Origin of the sequence: Vibrio litoralis DSM 17657, from assembly GCF_000426765.1 — a bacterium.
GTDB lineage: Bacteria > Pseudomonadota > Gammaproteobacteria > Enterobacterales > Vibrionaceae > Vibrio > Vibrio litoralis.
This window is the reverse complement of sequence record NZ_AUFZ01000017.1, coordinates 364,560-383,666: the sequence shown is the minus strand read 5'-3', so window position 1 is coordinate 383,666 and position 19,107 is coordinate 364,560. Positions and strand designations below refer to the sequence as shown.

The 19,107-nt window shown below is 41.9% G+C and carries 15 protein-coding genes, 1 tRNA gene and 1 other RNA gene; 11 read left to right on the top strand and 6 right to left on the bottom strand.

Annotation, left to right across the window (positions count from 1 at the left end; translation table 11 throughout):
- Window positions 1-5: 5 nt before the first annotated feature.
- Window positions 6-90 (bottom strand) — tRNA-Tyr (locus tag K358_RS0107255).
- Window positions 91-365: 275 nt separating this feature from the next.
- Here K358_RS0107255 and K358_RS0107250 point away from each other — a divergent pair.
- Together K358_RS0107250 and K358_RS0107245 are read left to right on the top strand one after the other, a co-directional pair.
- Window positions 366-1,433 (top strand): efflux RND transporter periplasmic adaptor subunit, encoded by a 1,068-nt coding sequence (locus tag K358_RS0107250; protein WP_027696200.1) that lies wholly within the window; start codon window positions 366-368, stop codon window positions 1,431-1,433.
- Window positions 1,433-4,546: a multidrug efflux RND transporter permease subunit gene (locus K358_RS0107245; protein ID WP_027696199.1), complete on the top strand. Its 3,114-nt coding sequence runs from the start codon at window positions 1,433-1,435 to the stop codon at window positions 4,544-4,546. The genes K358_RS0107250 and K358_RS0107245 overlap by 1 nt, the downstream gene beginning before the upstream one ends.
- A 219-nt stretch (window positions 4,547-4,765) precedes the next feature.
- On the opposite strand, the gene K358_RS0107240 is transcribed toward K358_RS0107245, so the two are convergent.
- Both K358_RS0107240 and K358_RS0107235 read right to left on the bottom strand, forming a co-directional pair.
- A complete protein-coding gene (locus tag K358_RS0107240) occupies window positions 4,766-5,371 on the bottom strand; it encodes an outer membrane beta-barrel protein (protein WP_027696198.1) in 606 nt (201 codons plus the stop codon).
- 187 nt (window positions 5,372-5,558) lie between these two features.
- Window positions 5,559-6,614, bottom strand: coding sequence for a PLP-dependent cysteine synthase family protein (locus K358_RS0107235; protein WP_027696197.1), 1,056 nt, complete (start codon window positions 6,612-6,614; stop codon window positions 5,559-5,561).
- Window positions 6,615-6,759: 145 nt separating this feature from the next.
- Here K358_RS0107235 and K358_RS0107230 point away from each other — a divergent pair, with 145 nt between their 5' ends.
- On the top strand, window positions 6,760-7,218 hold the full coding sequence (locus tag K358_RS0107230) for an Lrp/AsnC family transcriptional regulator (RefSeq protein ID WP_027696196.1): 459 nt from the start codon (window positions 6,760-6,762) through the stop codon (window positions 7,216-7,218).
- Window positions 7,219-7,319: 101 nt separating this feature from the next.
- Here K358_RS0107230 and tesB read toward each other — a convergent pair whose 3' ends face one another.
- A complete protein-coding gene (gene tesB / locus K358_RS0107225; RefSeq protein ID WP_027696195.1) occupies window positions 7,320-8,186 on the bottom strand; it encodes an acyl-CoA thioesterase II in 867 nt (288 codons plus the stop codon).
- A gap of 96 nt (window positions 8,187-8,282) precedes the next feature.
- On the opposite strand from tesB, the gene K358_RS0107220 reads away from it, so the two are divergent.
- Window positions 8,283-8,729: a YbaY family lipoprotein gene (locus tag K358_RS0107220; RefSeq protein ID WP_027696194.1), complete on the top strand. Its 447-nt coding sequence runs from the start codon at window positions 8,283-8,285 to the stop codon at window positions 8,727-8,729.
- An 84-nt stretch (window positions 8,730-8,813) separates the two neighbouring features.
- Here K358_RS0107220 and K358_RS0107215 read toward each other — a convergent pair whose 3' ends face one another.
- Window positions 8,814-9,116 (bottom strand): MGMT family protein, encoded by a 303-nt coding sequence (locus K358_RS0107215; protein ID WP_027696193.1) that lies wholly within the window; start codon window positions 9,114-9,116, stop codon window positions 8,814-8,816.
- A gap of 342 nt (window positions 9,117-9,458) precedes the next feature.
- On the opposite strand from K358_RS0107215, the gene ffs reads away from it, so the two are divergent.
- The 4 genes from ffs (at window position 9,459) to K358_RS0107195 (ending at window position 12,389) form a co-directional block, all read left to right on the top strand.
- Window positions 9,459-9,555: signal recognition particle sRNA small type (gene ffs / locus K358_RS18995), an RNA gene on the top strand.
- 403 nt (window positions 9,556-9,958) lie between these two features.
- Window positions 9,959-10,822: a hypothetical protein gene (locus tag K358_RS0107205; RefSeq protein ID WP_027696192.1), complete on the top strand. Its 864-nt coding sequence runs from the start codon at window positions 9,959-9,961 to the stop codon at window positions 10,820-10,822.
- Window positions 10,823-10,927: 105 nt separating this feature from the next.
- A complete protein-coding gene (locus K358_RS0107200; RefSeq protein ID WP_027696191.1) occupies window positions 10,928-11,350 on the top strand; it encodes a cell division protein ZapB in 423 nt (140 codons plus the stop codon).
- A 121-nt stretch (window positions 11,351-11,471) separates the two neighbouring features.
- Window positions 11,472-12,389, top strand: a complete 918-nt coding sequence (locus K358_RS0107195; RefSeq protein WP_027696190.1) for a hypothetical protein — start codon at window positions 11,472-11,474, stop codon at window positions 12,387-12,389.
- Between the two features lie 512 nt (window positions 12,390-12,901).
- On the opposite strand, the gene K358_RS0107185 is transcribed toward K358_RS0107195, so the two are convergent.
- Window positions 12,902-13,354, bottom strand: a complete 453-nt coding sequence (locus K358_RS0107185) for a septal ring lytic transglycosylase RlpA family protein (protein WP_027696188.1) — start codon at window positions 13,352-13,354, stop codon at window positions 12,902-12,904.
- A gap of 340 nt (window positions 13,355-13,694) precedes the next feature.
- On the opposite strand from K358_RS0107185, the gene K358_RS0107180 reads away from it, so the two are divergent.
- From K358_RS0107180 to K358_RS0107170, 3 genes are all read left to right on the top strand, one after another.
- Complete coding sequence (locus K358_RS0107180; protein WP_027696187.1) at window positions 13,695-14,183, top strand: YcxB family protein; 489 nt, start codon at window positions 13,695-13,697, stop codon at window positions 14,181-14,183.
- A 530-nt stretch (window positions 14,184-14,713) separates the two neighbouring features.
- Window positions 14,714-15,850 carry an efflux RND transporter periplasmic adaptor subunit gene (locus K358_RS0107175; protein ID WP_027696186.1) on the top strand — a complete coding sequence of 379 codons (1,137 nt, stop codon included), beginning with the start codon at window positions 14,714-14,716 and terminating at the stop codon, window positions 15,848-15,850.
- A gap of 6 nt (window positions 15,851-15,856) precedes the next feature.
- Window positions 15,857-19,006, top strand: coding sequence for an efflux RND transporter permease subunit (locus K358_RS0107170; RefSeq protein ID WP_027696185.1), 3,150 nt, complete (start codon window positions 15,857-15,859; stop codon window positions 19,004-19,006).
- Window positions 19,007-19,107: the final 101 nt, after the last annotated feature.

Genomic DNA, 19,107 nt, shown 5'->3' with positions numbered 1-19,107 from the left:
AATAATGGTGGAGGGGGACGGATTCGAACCATCGAAGGCGGAGCCGGCAGATTTACAGTCTGCTCCCTTTGGCCACTCGGGAACCCCTCCACAAGTGTGGGGCGCATAATAGCAAACTGTTTTAGGCTGTAAAGAAGTTTTTTTAAATAATTGATTAAGTGTTGAGTTTTCGAACTGATTGGGCTTTGAGTGGCATTTTATTGAACAAAATGAGTAAGATTTAGCTGAAATTAACTGTTTTGAGATCTAGGAGTATTTGTATTAAAGATAAGGATATTTACATTGTTTTACGCTCAACTTATCTTTCTGCTGATAGAATGAAACTCGTACCTTGAGCCTGCTTGGGCATATAAACGGAATTTCACATGGATAAAAAATCACTTTCCTCACTTGGCATTGCTTTATCTCTCTTTATTGCCTCTCCACATTTTGCAAATGCCAATGATAAACCAGCGGGAATCCCCGTTGGCGCTCAAATCGTTCAAGAACACGATGTTCAGCAAACCCTGACCTTAGTTGCCAAATTATCGGCGCAAGAATCGGTCACCGTTAGGCCAGAAGTTTCGGGCAAGGTAGAAAAGATCCTTGTGCATTCCAATCAAGAAGTAAAAGTGAATCAACCGCTTCTTGTGCTGGATGAGAAAAAAGCTCGCGCCGCACTTAACGAAGCACGAGCTTATTATAATGATGAAAAGCGTAAAGAAAGAGAGTTCGCCAGTTTGGTGAAGAAGAATGCGATTACTCAAACTGAATTAGATGCTCAGCGTGCCAGTGTCGATATTGCCAAAGCTCGTATGGATGTCGCATTAGCCGAACTATCTTACCTTAATATTAACGCACCATTTTCCGGCACCGTTGGCTTTATTGATTTCAGTAAAGGTAAAACCGTTAGCGCCAGTGAAGAACTATTTACCTTAGATAATTTAGACAACATGCGTTTGGATTTACAGGTACCAGAAAAGTATCTTTCAAAAATCTCTTTGGGCATGAAGGTGAATACCGAAAGCCGCGCTTGGAATGACCAAACCTTTCCTGGCAAGGTCACGCATATCAATACCCGTGTAAACAGCGCCACTTTGAGTGTGCCGGTGCGTGTTGATATTGCAAACCCTGATCATAAATTAAAGCCAGGCATGCTGATGTCGGCTACCTTAACTTTCCCTAAAATTCATAAACCTATCATTCCGGTACAGGCACTCGAATATTCGGGTACTAAGCGTTACGTGTATGTGATTGAAAATGACAAAGTCATCCGTACCGAAATTATTTTAGGCGCTCGTATAGAAGATAAAATTGTAGTGGAATCTGGCCTTGAAATTGGTAAGCAAATCGTCACCAAAGGTCTGGTTAATATGCGCGATGGCTTAAATGTCAAAGTAGTCGAACAAGATTCACTCACAATGCCAAAGTCAGATAACCAAGGAGCGCAATAATGTGGTTATCTGATGTGTCGGTAAAACGGCCGACGGTGGCTATCGTATTAAGCCTATTGCTGTGCGTGTTTGGTTATGTGTCTTTTACTAAGCTTGCAGTGCGTGAAATGCCCGATATTTCTAACCCTGTGGTCACGGTATCGACCAGTTATGACGGCGCCTCTGCCAGCATAATGGAAAGTCAGATCACGACCATATTAGAAGACCAACTTTCTGGTATAAGTGGCGTCGATGATATTCAGTCGGTTTCTCGTAATGGCAGTTCACGCATTACCATCACCTTTGATTTAGGTTATGACCTCACGACAGGTGTGAGTGATGTGCGTGATGCGATTGCTCGCGCGCAACGTTCTCTGCCTGATGAATCTGACGATCCTATCGTGTCCAAAGATAATGGTTCAGGTGATGCTGCGGTACATATCAACCTCACCTCAACCAAGATGGACCGTACTCAATTAACCGACTACATCAATCGAGTTCTGATTGACCGCTTTAGCTTGATCTCTGGCGTCAGTTCAATTGATATCAGTGGCGGTCTAGACAAAGTCATGTACGTAAAACTTGATCCCACTGCGATGGCTGGACTAGGGGTTACTACGACTGATATTCGCGATGCACTAGAACGTGAAAACGTCGAAAATCCAAGTGGTGAAGTGCGAAATGACACCACATCGATGACGGTTCGAACGACCCGCAACTACTTAACTGAAGAAGACTTTAAATATCTAGTCGTCAATAAAAGTCGCGATGGACATCCTCTTTATCTGCAAGATGTTGCGACGATTTACTTAGGTGCAAAAAATGAAAGTTCGATGTACAAGAGTGACGGCGAAGTCGGTGTCAGCATGGGCATCATTACTCAAACTGATGCCAACCCACTTGACGTTGCTCAGCGAGTGCGTACAGAAGTCGATAACGTGCAGAAGTTTTTACCAGACGGCACTTCATTAAAGATAGAGTATGACGCAACGATCTTTATCGAGCAGTCGATTAGTGAAGTCTACAACACGCTATTTATTACTGGCGGTTTAGTGGTATTGGTGCTGTACATTTTCCTCGGTCAAATGCGCGCGACGTTAATTCCTGCGGTGACGGTTCCGGTGTCACTGATTTCTGCTTTTATGGCGGCTTACTACTTTGGCTTCTCAGTTAACTTAATTACCTTATTGGCGCTGATCCTTGCGATTGGTTTAGTGGTCGATGATGCCATTGTGGTCGTCGAAAATATCTTCCACCATCTTGAGCGAGGCGAACCACCACTACTTGCCGCTTATAAAGGAACACGAGAAGTGGGCTTTGCTGTTATGGCGACTACCTTGGTATTGGTGATGGTATTCCTACCTATTTCCTTTATGGATGGCATGGTCGGGCTGCTATTTACCGAGTTCTCCGTATTACTTGCCATGTCGGTGCTTTTCTCATCGTTAATAGCGTTGACCCTAACGCCCGTATTAGGCAGTAAATTACTCAAAGCCAACGTAAAGCCGACTCGTTTTAATCTTTGTATTGATAAATTCTTTGCCCGTATTGAAACCGCTTATCGCAATGGACTCGTACGTGCGATTCGTTTTCGTTGGTCAGCACCGGTAAGCATTATTGCTTGTATTGCGGTGAGTGGATGGTTAATGACCATGATCCCTAGCCAATTAGCGCCCAAAGAAGATAAAGGTGTGCTATTTGCGTTTGTAAAAGGGGCGGATGCTACCAGTTTCAACCGCATGAGTGCCAATATGGATGAAGTGGAAAATCGCCTCATTCCATTGCTTGGTAAAGGTGTGTTGAAATCATTCAGCGTGGATGCACCAGCCTTTGGTGGTCGAGCAGGTGATGAAACTGGCTTTGTGATCATGGTGCTAGAAGATTGGAACAAACGAAGCGTCAATGCGCAGCAAGCCTTGGGTATGATCAATAAAACACTATCCGGTATTCCCGATGTACGAGTGTGGGCGATGATGCCGGGTTTTCGTGGCGGTTCTGATAACCCGGTGCAATTTGTGCTTGGTGGTTCAGACTACCAAGAACTCTCGAAGTGGGCTGAATTCTTGCAACACAAAGGCGAAGCAGATGGTGTGATCACCGGTGGCGATTTAGATTATTCTGAAAAAACACCAGAACTTGTCGTGACAGTTGATAAGCAGCGCGCCGCCGATTTAGGCATCAGTGTGAGCGATATTTCCGATACATTAGAAGCCATGCTAGGCGGCGTGACTGAAACCACCTATTTAGAGCGTGGTGAAGAGTACGATGTGTATTTACGTGGTGATGAAAACAGCTTTAATAACGCTGCAGACCTGAGCAAAATTTATTTACGTACCGACGGCGGAGAACTAATCACACTCGACACAGTAACCAAGCTAGAAGAGATTGCCTCAGCCAACCGCTTGTCGCACACCAATAAACAAAAATCGATTACCTTGAGTGCGAACTTAACGCCAGATTACACATTAGGTGAAGTGCTCGACTATCTTGACCAACAAGCGGTAGATAACTTGCCGAGTGATATTAGCATTTCATACAGTGGTGAATCGAAAGACTTTAAAGAAAACCAATCAAGTGTGATGGTGGTTTTTGCCTTGGCTTTATTGGTGGCTTACCTTGTTTTGGCTGCGCAGTTTGAAAGCTTTATAAACCCACTAGTTGTGATGTTTACCGTTCCAATGGGTATACTAGGCGGTTTTATCGGCCTGTATTTAATGGGGCAAGGGCTCAATATCTATAGCCAAATTGGGATGATATTGCTGATTGGTATGGTAACTAAAAACGGCATTTTGATTGTTGAGTTTGCAAACCAGCTACGTGACCGCGGCATTGAATTTGAAAAAGCGATTATTGATGCGGCAGCGCGTCGTCTGCGCCCAATCTTAATGACGGCATTTACCACTATTGCTGGATCGTTACCGCTAATGTTATCTACTGGTGCTGGCTATGAAAGTCGGGTGGCAGTCGGTACTGTCGTGTTATTTGGAATGAGTTTTGCGACATTAGTGACTTTATTCGTGATCCCACAAATGTATCGTTTAATTTCGTTGAAGACCCATTCTCCGGGGCATATAGAAGCCTTGCTAGAGAAAGAGTTGGAGAAGGATATAACCGTAAGACCAGGGCATGGGTAGAATCGTTACTCGTATACGCTTCGCTATGTTTCTTGTGACTCGGCTTTGTTGCAGTAACTATATCAAGCCACGAGCAGTGAAACGGCCGAGAACCGAGTCCTGAAAATAAAAAACGCTGCACTTCGTCTTCTAACGAAAGGGCAGCGTTTTATTATCTTTTCCAAGCAACTATCTTTTCCAAACAACGAGAAGCGAAGCGCCCGAGTTACGAACTACGCTTTAAAATGTACGACCTAGGCTGATTTGTACGCCTTTATAATCGTAATCATCATTGCCGAACAGATCACCCATGGTTAGGGCATAGACATATTCAGCACGGAAGAAGTAGTCTGAATTCATTAGGTCCCATTGTAGGCCGCCTGAAATATTTAAACCGCCCACACCATCTTCATCATTGACGTCATAGTTGTCAGCTTTAAATTTAGAATAGGTATAAGTACCGGTCAGTTTTGCATATAGCTCAAAAGGGGTTTTCCAAATCTTACCTGTCGTCGCTAATCCAGATAGACCAAATTGGTGAGTATCTAAATTCGCCATGCTGTCATCGGCAAACTCACCGTCAATGCGTGAGTAGCGGTAGAAGCCTTCAACAGCAAAGTGTTTTGAATAATAGTGACCAATACCAACAGTAACGTTCGGGTTCTCGTAGATTTCAGAGTCATCAAATTTAAGCATGCCTGCACCAGCAACATTCACTGGATCTGAAGAAACTCCAACAGCACCCGTACCTAAGTAAAAGTAATCTTTGCCAGCAACATCCGCCGCGTGAGACGAAATTGACAACATAGCTAAAGGCGCAAGCGCAAATAAGCGTAAGGACTTCATAATTAACCTTTTAAATCTGCTTGATAATAGTCATTATCGAAAGTGATAGGGGGAGATCGTTCCGCCACAAATTGGCAGCATTATAGTCAATAACTCAACGTAATACTTGAGCTAACTCCTATATTTAATGATTAATTTTCCTAATCATACAACCCATCAATTCTAGACTAAAAATCTACAAATATATTTATAAGTGGGTGATGGTTTTTAACGTTTCTTTATACGGAGTGAGATCGGCAATATTTTTTTCGAGCCACTCTGGGTTGTAATGACAGTTTAAATAGCGATCACCACTGTCACAAATTAAGGTGACAATTGATCCTGTCTCCCCGCGTTGGATCATTTCGTGGGCAATATTTAATGCGCCATATAAATTGGTACCCGTCGATGGACCCACTTTGCGGCCAAGAATGTTCTCTAGCCACTGAATCGTAGCAACGCTGGCAGCATCAGGAATAGTACGCATTTCATCGATTACACCAGGAATAAAGCTTGGCTCTACACGTGGGCGGCCAATTCCTTCAATTTTACTACCTGAATCAATCGTAATGGAGGCGTCACCATGCTTGAAGAAATCATGGAAAACCGAATTTTCAGGGTCAACCACACACAGTTGAGTAGGGTGCTTTTTATAACGTAAAAAACGGCCAATGGTTGCGGAGGTACCACCTGTTCCTGCGCTCATTACAATCCAAGACGGAATTGGGTGAGGTTCGCGGCTCATTTGGCAAAAGATGCTGTCGGCAATGTTGTTGTTTCCACGCCAGTCGGTCGCGCGTTCAGCGTAGGTAAATTGATCCATGTAATGACCATTTAACTCTTCTGCTAAACGACGAGATTCGGCATAAATTTGATCAGAGCGTTCCACTAGGTGAGCTTCGCCACCATAAAATTGGATTTGTTCAATCTTCTTAGTGGCGGTCGATTTTGGCATCACGGCAATAAAACGTAGGCCTAGTAGGCGAGCAAAGTAAGCTTCAGACACCGCAGTGCTACCAGAAGATGATTCAATCACGGTCGTTTCAGGGCCAATCCAACCATTTGATAAAGCATATAAGAATAATGAACGTGCCAAACGATGCTTAAGAGAGCCAGTCGGATGGGTACTTTCATCTTTAAGATAAATATCAATGCCGGATAAATATGGTAGATCCAATTTAATTAAATGCGTATCGGCTGAGCGTTGAAAGTCCGCTTCGATTTTATTGATCGCTTGGTTAATCCATTGTCTGTCTATACACATAATCTTAATCCTAACTCTTATTTGGTATCTAATGTAGGTAATTTACCTCTTAAACAAGAGAAAAGGTTTGCTTTTTTGGTTGTTATTTTCTTATATTGGGGAAATAAATTCCCTGTTTGGTAGGTTTTAAGAAATGAAACAGTTGATGTTGGATAAAGTAGATAAAACACTACTCAATATGCTGCAACAGGACGCCACAGTATCGTTACAAGAATTGGCCGATACCGTCAATTTAACCACCACACCTTGCTGGAAGCGTCTTAAGCGATTAGAAGAGCAAGGCATGATTGATAAGAAGGTCGCACTACTTAACCCAGAGAAATTGGGCTTGTCTTTTGTCGCGTTTGCCTTAATCAAAACCAATAACCATTCGAATGAGTGGTATCAAACCTTTGTTGATACGGTCAGTGAATTTCCTGAAGTGATGGAGTTCTACCGCATGGCAGGGGAGTTTGACTATATGATGAAAGTCTTGGTGTCAGATATGAAAACGTATGATGAATTTTATAAGAAACTAGTAAATAGCGTGGAAGGGATTTCGAATGTAACTTCGACCTTTGCAATGGAATCGATTAAATATACGACTGCATTACCCATTCGGTAGTCATGCTACGAATGAGCCACTTCAATCTATACGAATCAGATTTAAGTGGCTCGTTAAGTGTGTTGCTCGCTCTGTGTATGCTAAAAAATGTGTGCTGAAAACTATTTTTGAGTAAAGCGCATCACACCTTCTTGTACCGCGCTTGCTACTAGATTTCCTTGTCGGTCAAAAATCTCACCACGTACTAAGCCTCGGCCATTGCTGCTGGTTGGACTATCAATCACATACAACAGCCATTCATCCATTTTAAACGGACGATGAAACCACATTGAATGATCAATCGTGGCGACTTGGAATTTAGGTGTAAACAGCGAAACTTTATGCGGGAATAGCGCCGTGACTAGGAACCCCCAATCGGAAGCGTAGCCGAGCAAGTATTGATGCAATATTGGATCATCCGGTAGTGCACCATTGGCTTTAATCCATAAATATTGTTTAGCAGGTAGAGCATCTGGTTTGAATGGGTTGTTGACCACCACAGGGCGCACTTCAATTGGCTTCTCATGACAAAATGCACGTTGCATCGCAGGAGATAGGGCATCTTTCATCGATTGAGCGAGTTCTGTTTCAGAAGGAATGCCTTCAGGACCTTGAATGTCCGGCATTTGCGATTCTTGATGCTCTAGTCCTTCAAATTGACCTTGGTAAGACGCTGTTAGATAAAAAATCGGTCTGCCATGTTGAATCGCTTTGACGCGACGAGTAGATAAACTTTTGCCGTCACGCAGTTTTTCAACATCATAAATAATAGGTTGATTGATATCGCCCGGGTGCAAAAAGTAGCTATGAAAAGAGTGGACCGTTCTATCTGATTCAACGGTATAACCAGCGGCAGATAAAGCTTGTCCAATTACTTGCCCACCATAAACTTGCGGTAAGCCTAAATGCTCACATTCCCCACGGAATAGGCCAACTTCTAAACGTTCGAGTTGGTGTAAATTGAGTAATTCTTGTAATTGTTTGCTCATCAGACCTCCATATTGTATTGTCCAATTATTAACATGCGAGCTTGATATTACAAGACTGCATGATATTCACATCACAATAATTCATTAAGGAAGCACATGAAAAAGTCATTATTGTTAATTTCATCAATAATTATGGGAGTGGCAATGACAGGTTGTACAACTACCCACAACACTTCGTCTGCATCACAAAGCTCAAGCGAAGCGGCTAGTCTTGCCAGTGTTACGGGTAGCGTGTTCTACCGTGAACGTATTGCGCTACCAGATGACGCCGTAGTGACCGTGACACTAGAAGATATCTCGCTAGCGGATAAAGCAGCAGAGATTCTAGCAACAGATTCATTTGTGACCGGCGGTAAGCAAGTGCCATTTGAATTCAAGCTTGATTATGATGCCAATAAAATTGTGCCAAACCATCGTTACAACGTTCGCGCTAAAATCGCTGTTGATGGCAAACTACGCTTCACAACAGACACCATCACTCATGTGATTACCGATGAGAACAAGACTCAAGCGGTGCAGCTACGTGTGATTGGCGTTCGTTAATTGGTGCGCTAATTTTGTAATATCTGTTTGTAGCCTAGTAGGTTAATGGGCGATGTCTATTAACCTACTAAATAGCTGAAAAGCTTAAGGCTGCCACAGGTATTTTCTTAAATTAACCCTTCCGGTTGAACTCACCTCAATTCCATCTTGTTCCAAACAGCGTTTCTGCCTCTCTAAATCTGCCCCTTTCAGTGATATTTGTCCTTGGCTATTGAGTACTCTAAACCAAGGTAATTGACTACCTTCTGGCAACTGAGCTAATAACTTGCCGACATGGCGTGAATAGCCAGGGTAGCCCGCGTATTCGGCGACACGTCCATAACTACTGATTTTCCCGGCGGGGATCTGGCTCAAGATATAAAACACTTGCTGATTAAATTGATTCATCGTTTGAAAGTTTTTGGCTGAATTCCCGGTAGACATATTAATAAACTCGTATAGAATGCGGGGAAAATTTACCGCTCAAAAATTATTCACAATATAAATGAGTTTTGCGATTTTTGCTCTCTTATTTCTCGCCATCGCGAAAGGTTAATGGAAATTGATGCGGTATTACATCTAGCCGATGAACAGATGTATGCTGCGAAAGCTGACTCAAGAAAGCAAAGTGACGAAATGTTAGTCAAACGAGCGTAGAATAGAACATTCACCTTGCATTGCATCTCATCATTCGACATAATCACCGCACTCTTGAGTTGCACAGCAAACAAGATACAAAATCAATGGAGGCCCTGGTCCTCCCGCAATACTAGTTCGTGAACTTGGTCAGGCCTGGAAGGGAGCAGCCACAGCGAATGACGTGTGTGCCGGGATGTGGCTGGGGCTTCCACCTATCTAGCGTTTGAAAAAAACCTGCAAAATCTCAAATCCAAAGCTTCTACCTCAAAACTACTTCATCTAATAATCGTTGCCATATTCCAAAAAAGAAAATGCTTATCTAATGTGGTGAGTGTGGCTTGTTTATGCCCCGAAATCATTCAGCATTCAATTCCTGACCACTTTCTTAAGTCAGTTGTTGACCTACTTTTATTAATGGCAGATTATGAGTCTAGCTAGGTACTCACGACTATACAGACATCTTCTGCAACTTGTGAGTGCAAGGAAGCTAAAGACAGTTAGAACGGTATGTTACTGCTATGGTGTCTGTATTTTATGAAAATATTAGATAGACAATGTCTGCTGAAAAGACACTGTTAGCCCACAATCGATGTATGGTATGCGGAGGAGAAATGAATTCTTGGCAAAATATAAAGCTTAAAGTCATATCGTCAGTAAACAGGTTACGTTTAAATTTTCAATTAGAGAAAACACCTAGATTTTTTCGTATCGTCATACACGAAAGAGCTAAACCTTTTTTTACGTGGACGAAAAGAGTTCTTACAGCAATCAGTTTGCTTGCCGCGCTCTATGTGTTTGACAATTCCATTTATGCTTTTCTCTTCGGTGTTGGTGTTTGGCTACTTATCACGTTTGTTGAAAAAACGGTTTTTATCTATAACAGTTTTCTCGTGATGCCACAGTTAACCTATGAACACGACCCAGCAAGATTACTAGGCACTTCATTTGGAGTAGCAGTCCCTCCAGATGGTGGGTTAGAAATACCAATTGTCGGCTTTGTGGTTGCGGACGAAGAATATGGGCGTCAAATGCATGAAACTTTAAAATACTGGACTGATAACAACTCTCGTGATGAAGAGGGGCGTGTTTGCTTGAGTGCAATTGTTCTAAATCCAAAAGAGTACGTATTTCTGTGTTATCCAAACCTTGAGCACCGCTCTGTTGAAGAATTTCATAAAGAAATTGAGGGTAAGCGCAAAGAGAAGAGTTTAACTGATATTCATATACCGATGTTTGCTCTAACTATTATTGGTAAGCGATGTCAAATTGGTGAGGGATCTTACTTCCCCACGTTTCGTGAAAAATATTGTGAGGGAGTGCCTGTCTTGTTTCAAATATGTATGCCAGGTGAGCAAGGACAAGTTAAAGATATAGATGGTTTGGATGATTTTGTGCTGTTTAATCTCAAAATTAAAGACAAAGATCAGCTTACAAGAAAAGAAATTGAATACGACTACCTGAAAGTTATGGGCTAACAAGGTGTTCCAATTGACCTCGTACTGTCACGAATTTTGGTTCCCAAAATATCGCGCCAGTGTTCGGCAAATGAACTTTGCGTTATGTTTAGAAGGAGAATGCCAATGTTAGATATAAGTGCTATATCAGCAGGTCTTAGTTCTATGAAAGTAGCAATGGATATTGCTAAAGGTTTAAAAGATTCCACTACGGCTATAAACGATGCAACTGTTAACTTTAAAATTGCTGAGCTGCTGGAAGCAATGTCAGAAGTTAAAATGCATTTGGTTGAAGCAAAGGACGAAAACATAGAACTAAAAGAAAAAATTAAAGAACTAGAAAAAGCTTTAAATCAAAAAGACGAAGTTATTTTTCGTGATGGATATTACTATCTTTCTGCTCCGCAATCAGGGAAACCAGAAGGGCCATTTTGCTCTCACTGTTATTCATCAAGCAATGAACTCACACTCTTAACTGAAGTAACAGGAATGCTCAGAAATATGGGAAAATATAAATGTCCATCTTGTGAGCAACGTTTCGGAAAGTAAAACATGACAAGCCAATTAAATTGATGCAGTTAAGCTGGACAGTCGTGGTTTAGAGTTAAAAAAAATCTTTAGTTGCCGTGCAGTGCGCAATTGATTGGGGCTTTAGCCATTCAGGGTAAGTATGAAGATATATATCGATCATAATGTATTAGATGCTTTGAGCAAAAATCAATTTTCTTTGAATACACCAGATAATACTGTATGGATCTATTCACATGAGACCTTTAACGAAATTAAAAGGTCGGGAGACCTTCGTTTTTTATATGTTCTACGTGAACTTAAAGCTAAAAAAATTGAGTTTGTGTTAGATAAGGCATTTAAAATTACAGGCGAAGCTTTTATTCATGACTATCGTGACCCTAAAGATTTTTATGAACAATGGCTTGAGGCAATAGGTCAACACCCAGTAGATGAAAATATGCATTTGCAATTCCTTAGTCGACTAGCGGGTGGTGATAACCATGATGTCATTCTGGATCATCCTGATAGGTTGAGAAATCAAATAAGAGATATAATGGAGCCTTATGGTTTATACAACGATGAGGTTAAGGCTAAAGTCGACTCAGTAGCAAATGATATAAATCATGTTGTATCTGGTTCAATGCAAGAAATTGGCGAACTTGAAAATACACGTCAAGGTTTGGGTACAAGCAGAGGTCGTGCTGGTAATACAGCCGAAGATGACAATCCTTTGGAGTCTCTCTGGTCATTGATTAAAGATAAATATGAAAATATGACTCCCGAACAATTTTACGGTTTTGACCCTGTAGACAAACAAGGTTATGAAAAGTGGCCTTTATATTTGGGTATCGTTGGTTGTCATACTATGTTGAACTTCCTTGGCTTTAATGCGGACAGAGGCTTAGCGAATGCTCAAAAGTTACCAGGTATTTTAAGTGACGGCGTACACACAGCTATGGCTATATATTGCGACGCAATTATAAGCAAGGATAAAAAATTCTGTGCAAAAGCTCGCGCGATATATCGGTATCTAGGTCTTAATATCCAAGTTTTAGAGATCGAGCTAAAGAATGGCTAACAAACGACTAAGGCCTCGACATACTTTTCCTAATCTGACAGAAACGCCATAGTGCATCATTTCTAAAACGTTTATGTCCATATTCGTTTCAGACTAATTTGACTGTAACACCGCTACCCAAAGGAGTTTGGCGTAACCAACCCCATCCCCGCTTCCCCTTATGTCGACTTCTGTTGCCAAGTGACATCATCTATCAAGGGGAAGAGCTGACCTTTGCCGTATTTACTCTCATGTTCACTATGGTTAATCGCATGCTGTAAGCAACTAAAGTAGTCATTATATTGGAGCCTAAGCGGATCAAGTATCAGCTTATTTAGTGCGGAATCTTGAAAACTTGAGACAGGTGCATCTTCAATATATGCGGCTAAACAACAAGCGTTCACAAATTACTCCCTCCCTTTACCAGCGGAAAATACTTGGTAGTAATATTTACAGCCAAGGGAGGGCGGGGGAGGGTTGATGAGAATAATGTGTTTTTTCCTAGGAAAACTATAGCGCCAATTAAACAGAGACTAGTGCTTATACCTAAAGGTATTACTATCATCAATAATCTCAATTTTGACCGGTATGGTTCCTTTTTTAACGTTGCCGATTTGGGTAAATGCTTGGTAAGAAAGATCGATAACGCGGCCTTTTACATAGGGGCCTCTATCGTTAATTTTTACATCGACGGACTTGTTATTGGCGGTATTTGTTACCCTCACGATAGTCCCAAATGGCAGGGTTTTATGAGCCGAAGTGTAAGCATTCATATTATACGTCTCACCACTTGCGGTCAGTTTTCCATGGAACCTTTCACCATACCAAGAGGCTTGGCCAATAAGCGCATGTGAGTTGGCAGAATTCTTGGTTTTAGATCCTCCGATTGCCGAAGTTGAGGTGCATCCGGCTAATATCATAAGAACGAGAGTGGTAAAAATAATACTCAGTCTTTGCAAGTGATCTGGATAAATGGTTATCTTCATATTCATCTGTTTTTGTAGTGATTGACTCAGCAACATCGAGTTAAGCATTGTCATTTTTCAGTTAAGTCTATCGTCTGATATGGTTGTTCAATATTTCCATGAGACACGATTTTTTCAGTCATATTCATGAAAAATTTTGTTATTGATAACGTCAAGTTTAATGATGACTTAGTACGTTAGATCCTGTGGCTACAGTGAGAGTAAGCATAGTCGGTATTATTGGTTTACAAAAAGGATGAGTTAAATAGCTAAAGAAAAGCACCGATAAGCGATATAATACTCGAGTTGCAAGATCGCAGCATGGAATACTCACTCACAGAACACCTTAAAGTAACCCTATATGTCTAAAGATTTTGATTTCACTACCGAATACACTCTCGATAAGCGCTTTTTTGAAGAGTGTTATGATCAGACTAGTCGTCCTGTTAAATTCCCTAAAGCCTATTTCAAATCAATATTCTTTCTCATTTTTGGTGTGATTGTTGTTAAATTGGATCTATTGCCTAACAGTTACCTTGGTTGGTTCTTTATTACGTTGAGTATTATTGAAGTGCTTAGTGTTTATTTTAAGAGATCCTGGTGGGTGTGGCGACAAACGTATAATGCTGGGCCTAGCAGCAAAGTAGTCTTTCTAGTGGACTCTAAAGGTGTGAGTTATAAAAGCGCTGCAAACAACCGTACCATCGCCTGGAGTGACATCAATCAACTCGAACAAAGCGATTTAGGCTTTATCTTTCATATAGGTAAACAGCGCCAATATATTAGCAAATCTTGCTTAAATGAGGAAGCGATCGCGTTCATTGTAGAGCAACACGCGGCATCAAAATAAATTAACCAATCAACACCTGCTAAATAGGGCCTTACACAAATGCGATAAGGCCTTTTTCTCTTGCCCCTTTAATACCAATCGCAATAAGTAACTGATCACCTTAGCTTGTTAAAAACTCGCTAACTACGCTATAGAATTTGTATGTAGAACAACTGATAACGGAAATTTTATACCTTGTTATCAAGATTTTTTCTACGCTAATTTAGACCATTTACTTATGTTGATTGGTATAATCTACGGTGGCTTTAATATGGTCGTCGATCTTTAAGATTACGATGAGAAGGCTATGACGATACAAGAGAATTACCGCATTTGCTTTGCTGTTCAGCCGCCCTTGAAATAACGGGGGACAGCTGAATTGCTATATTACCTACAAAAAAATCAAGGTTATTACATCTTATTACATTTTATCGATTACGCTTAATGAACTACATCCATAGACTATGTGTCTTCTTATTCCAACTGCGCCAATAGGTTAATTGGTGTGATTTTGGTATGACTCAAGTGGTTTTAATGTTCTTTAAGGTAATATGATGAAAAAATCGATGATCGCAGTGAGCTTAATGATAAGCTTATTTCTGGTAGGTTGTGGCAAAGCTGAACAGCAACAATCTGGTGCTGCTGCACTTAAAGTAGTGTTACAGCCAGTGGAGACTATCGAGCATCAACCTAGTAAAGCATTTGTTGGGCGTGTTTCGGCGGTGGAAGATGTCGATATTACCGCGCAAGTTTCAGGTTACCTGAAAGAACGTCATTTCCGAGAAGGGCAAATTGTTGAAAAAGGACAATTGCTTTATTCCATTGAACCGGCTTCGTATGAAGCTCAAGTCGCCAATGCCAAAGCGGCAGTTGCTCAAGCTCAAGCAACATTAAAGCACGCGAATAACGAGTTTGCGCGCGCTAAAACTTTATTGCCAAAAGGCAGTATCTCCCGTTCTGAATATGATAATCGCCAAGCCCAGCAAATGGGGGCATCGGCGCAATTAGAAGCCGCGAAAGCGCAATTGAAATTGGCAGAAGTTAACCTTTCTTATACTCAAATTACTGCGCCATTTAGCGGCCGAATTGCCGACAGTAAAGTCAGTACTGGTGATTTGGTTTCACCGGCCTCCGGTGTGTTAACCACGTTAGTGAGCCTAGATCCGGTTCATGCGAGCTTTCAATTAAGTGAGCGTGATCGCTTAGAAGTTGGTGCTGAAAATTTACAAGGTGATGGCCAGTCCGGTCATCAGTCTGTGAAGGTCAAAGTGTTATTGGAAAATAATGAGGTACACCCGCATACTGGCCAGTTAGATTTTATTGATAACCGAATTGATATGACCACTGGCACAATTGCAGTACGTGCTTCGGTTCCAAACCCTGATTATACCCTTCTGCCGGGTCAGCATATTAATGTTGAGATTTCGACAGTAAAAACCCAGCCGGCATTTGTGATCCCTCGTCGTGCGGTACAAACCGATGTGGGTGGGGATTTTGTTATGGTGGTTACCGAAGGAAATATTGCCGAGCGTCGTGATATTGAACTTGGGGTGCAAACCAATGATGGCATCATCGTGACAACAGGCCTTGCTGAGAATGACCGTGTGATTGTGAGTGGCTTGCAACGTGTGCGTAATGGTATGGCGGTGCAATATGACAACGCTGACGATCAAGAAAAAGCGGAGTAATCAATCATGTTAAGTCGTTTTTTTATACAGCGTCCAAAATTTGCGTTGGTTATTTCCATTATTTTATCTCTTGCCGGTGCGATTGCGTTATTCGTGCTGCCAGTCTCGGAATATCCGCGTATTAGTCCACCATCGGTGAGTGTCACTGCTTCCTATACTGGCGCGAGCGCAGAAACGGTAGAACAAGCCATTGCTGATCCAATAGAAACCTCGGTTAATGGGGTAGAAGGCATGATTTATATGTCTTCAAAAAGTGCTAATGATGGTTCTTATAACTTAAATGTGACGTTTGATGTCGGCACTGACCCGAATATGGCTCAGGTCAATGTGCAAAACCGCGTGAGTCAAATTGAATCTAAGTTACCGCCTGAAGTTCGCTCTATAGGTGTGACAGTGAAAAAACGTTCGCCAGATATTCTTATGGTACTGAACTTTTATTCACCTGACGGTAAGTTTGATGATCAGTATTTAACTAACTATGTGAATTTAAACGTTAAAGATCAGCTTGCGCGTGTACAAGGTATTAGTGACGTTAATGTGATTGGTGGCGGTGAATTCGCTATGCGAGTTTGGCTTGACCCTGAAAAACTCGCTAATTTGAAATTAACGACTTCGGATGTTTACGCCGCATTATCTGAGCAAAATATCCAAGTCGCCGCAGGTAAGATTGGTGCGCCGCCGTACAATGAGGCTACTGATGTGACTTTCAACATTGTCACCAAAGGCCGTTTGGAAACGGTAGATGAATTTGAAAATGTCATGTTGCGCGCTAATAACGATGGCTCTGCCGTTTATTTGCGTGATGTTGCGAGAGTCGAACTTGGCAAGAAAATGTATGACAGCACGGGTAAATTCCGTGGAAAAGATGCGTCGATAGTGGCGTTATCTCTGCAATCTGGTGCCAACGCATTAGAAAGTGGTCAAGCCGTCATGGATACCCTTGATCGTTTGAGCGAAAACTTCCCACAAGGAATGAAGTTTGAAAGCAGCTACGACACGACCATTTTCGTACAAGAGTCGATTAATGGGGTAGTGAAAACCTTAATTGAAGCGATTTTATTGGTGATCGCGGTGACCTATTTATTCTTAGGGAGCACGAGAGCAACCTTGATTCCTGTTGTGGCGATTCCGGTGTCATTAATTGGTACTTTTGCGATTATGCAAATAACCGGCTTTACCATTAATACCGTGACACTGTTTGGCTTAATTTTGGCGATTGGTATTGTAGTGGATGATGCGATTTTGGTTATCGAGAATGTTGATACCACCATGCGTAAAGATCCTACATTGAGCCCGAAAAAAGCTACCTTGCAAGCGATGAAAGAAGTGACTGGGCCGATTATTACTTCGACCTTGGTACTGCTAGCGGTGTTTATTCCTGTGGCAATGTTACCGGGTATTACTGGTATTATGTATCGCCAATTTGCGCTGACGATTTGTATTTCGGTTGTCATCTCGTCAATTAACGCACTAACCCTTTCTCCAGCATTGTGTTCTTTGGTGTTAAAACAAGGCGGTGGCAATACTGCAAGTTGGTTTAAGGCGTTTAATCGTGGCTTAGATCGTGTGACCAATGGTTATGGCAAGCTTGCAGGATATCTAGTGAAGAAATCGATCATTTTGATTGGCTTCTTTATAGTGGCGTTAGCCGCTGTGACGTATTTCAGCAAAACCACTTCTACCGCTTTTGTACCTCAAGAAGATAAAGGGATCTTACTTGTGAATGTGCAATTGCCTGATGCGGCATCGTTGCAGCGTACTGAAGACGTCACTGGCGATTTAATGGCATTGGTAAACCAAGAGCCGGGAGTGGAAGCCGTTACTCTGGCCAATGGCTATGCCTTTATGACTGGGGCGCTGGCATCAAATGGTGCATCATTATTTATTAAACTGAAATCTTGGGATGAGCGAGCCAAATTAGACGGCGATAATTCATCTTTTGCAATTTCACAACGAATTAATAGCCGTTCCGCGCAAGAGATTCCAGATGCGGTAGTCTTTGCTTTAGGGCCGCCAGCGGTGCCGGGTATGGGTGCTGCGTCTGGTTTTGAATTTGTGTTAGAAGATACATTAGGACGTAGCCGAGCAGAATTGGCGCAATTGATGAGTGATTTTATTCAAGAGGCCAATAAGCAGCCGGAGATCTCTCATACCTTTAGTACTTTTAGAGCGAATGTACCTCACTATTACTTGGACATTGACCGTGAAAAAGCCAAACAGTTAGGTATATCGCTAACCGATATCTTTACCACTTTGCAAGGAAACTTAGGCTCCATTTACGTTAATGATTTTACCATGCTGGGTAAAAACTTCCGCGTTACTATACAAGCAGATAGTCAACATCGTTCTTCAATGACAGATTTAGAGCGTTTCTTTGTACGTAGTCAAAGTGGCTCTATGGTGCCATTAAGCACCTTAGTTTCTTATGATCAAGTGTTTGAGCCGGATGTGGCTTGGCGTTACAACATGTATCGCGCGGCAATTATTCAAGGCCAGCCAGCCGATGGATACTCTAGTGGTGATGCAATTGCCGCAATGGAGCGTGTTGCAGCAGAAATGCTTCCACAGGGTTACCAGTACGAATGGACTGGGATGGCGTATCAAGAATTATTGGCGGGCAACCAAGCGATTTTTGCTTTTGCTCTGGCGTTGATATTTATCTACCTATTTATGGTGGCGCAGTATGAAAGCTGGTTAATTCCAATATCTATCATATTGGTGGTTCCGGTCGCGACTTTAGGTTCATTTATTGCCCTTAACTTAATGGGCGTACCACTGAATCTATATGCGCAGATTGGCTTGGTGTTGTTAATAGCCCTTGCGGCCAAAAATGCCATATTGATTGTGGAGTTTGCTAAAAATGAGCGAGAGCAAAATGAGTTACCGATTGATGATGCATCCATTAAAGGGGGCACATTACGTTTCCGTGCGGTGAATATGACATCATGGTCATTCATTCTCGGTATTTTCCCGTTAGTGTTTTCCAGTGGCGCAGGCCATATTAGTCAAAACTCATTGGGAATATCATTAGTGGGTGGGTTATTGTGCGTGCTACTTGCCGGTACATTATTGATCCCAGGCTTATATTCCATTATTCAAAAACTACGTGAGAAGTTTCACGGTGGTAGTACCAAATTAGAAGAGTTAGAAGATTAACTTTTCTTAGCTGATGAAGGAGAGCCAGTAGTGTTGAACTACTGGCTTTTTTATTTTCATACCCAAGTTACTTGGCTATGAATTTCGCGTACAATCCCCTC

Coding starts and splice junctions, on each gene's coding strand:
- tesB (WP_027696195.1), bottom strand. CDS start 8,186: ATGAGCAAACAATTACAAGAATTACTCAATTTACACCAACTCGAACGT.
- K358_RS0107200 (WP_027696191.1), top strand. CDS start 10,928: ATGTTAGATATAAGTGCTATATCAGCAGGTCTTAGTTCTATGAAAGTA.
- K358_RS0107185 (WP_027696188.1), bottom strand. CDS start 13,354: ATGAAGATAACCATTTATCCAGATCACTTGCAAAGACTGAGTATTATT.
- K358_RS0107170 (WP_027696185.1), top strand. CDS start 15,857: ATGTTAAGTCGTTTTTTTATACAGCGTCCAAAATTTGCGTTGGTTATT.
- K358_RS0107205 (WP_027696192.1), top strand. CDS start 9,959: ATGAATTCTTGGCAAAATATAAAGCTTAAAGTCATATCGTCAGTAAAC.
- K358_RS0107235 (WP_027696197.1), bottom strand. CDS start 6,614: ATGTGTATAGACAGACAATGGATTAACCAAGCGATCAATAAAATCGAA.
- K358_RS0107220 (WP_027696194.1), top strand. CDS start 8,283: ATGAAAAAGTCATTATTGTTAATTTCATCAATAATTATGGGAGTGGCA.
- K358_RS0107215 (WP_027696193.1), bottom strand. CDS start 9,116: ATGAATCAATTTAATCAGCAAGTGTTTTATATCTTGAGCCAGATCCCC.
- K358_RS0107250 (WP_027696200.1), top strand. CDS start 366: ATGGATAAAAAATCACTTTCCTCACTTGGCATTGCTTTATCTCTCTTT.
- K358_RS0107240 (WP_027696198.1), bottom strand. CDS start 5,371: ATGAAGTCCTTACGCTTATTTGCGCTTGCGCCTTTAGCTATGTTGTCA.
- K358_RS0107175 (WP_027696186.1), top strand. CDS start 14,714: ATGATGAAAAAATCGATGATCGCAGTGAGCTTAATGATAAGCTTATTT.
- K358_RS0107230 (WP_027696196.1), top strand. CDS start 6,760: ATGTTGGATAAAGTAGATAAAACACTACTCAATATGCTGCAACAGGAC.
- K358_RS0107180 (WP_027696187.1), top strand. CDS start 13,695: ATGTCTAAAGATTTTGATTTCACTACCGAATACACTCTCGATAAGCGC.
- K358_RS0107195 (WP_027696190.1), top strand. CDS start 11,472: ATGAAGATATATATCGATCATAATGTATTAGATGCTTTGAGCAAAAAT.
- K358_RS0107245 (WP_027696199.1), top strand. CDS start 1,433: ATGTGGTTATCTGATGTGTCGGTAAAACGGCCGACGGTGGCTATCGTA.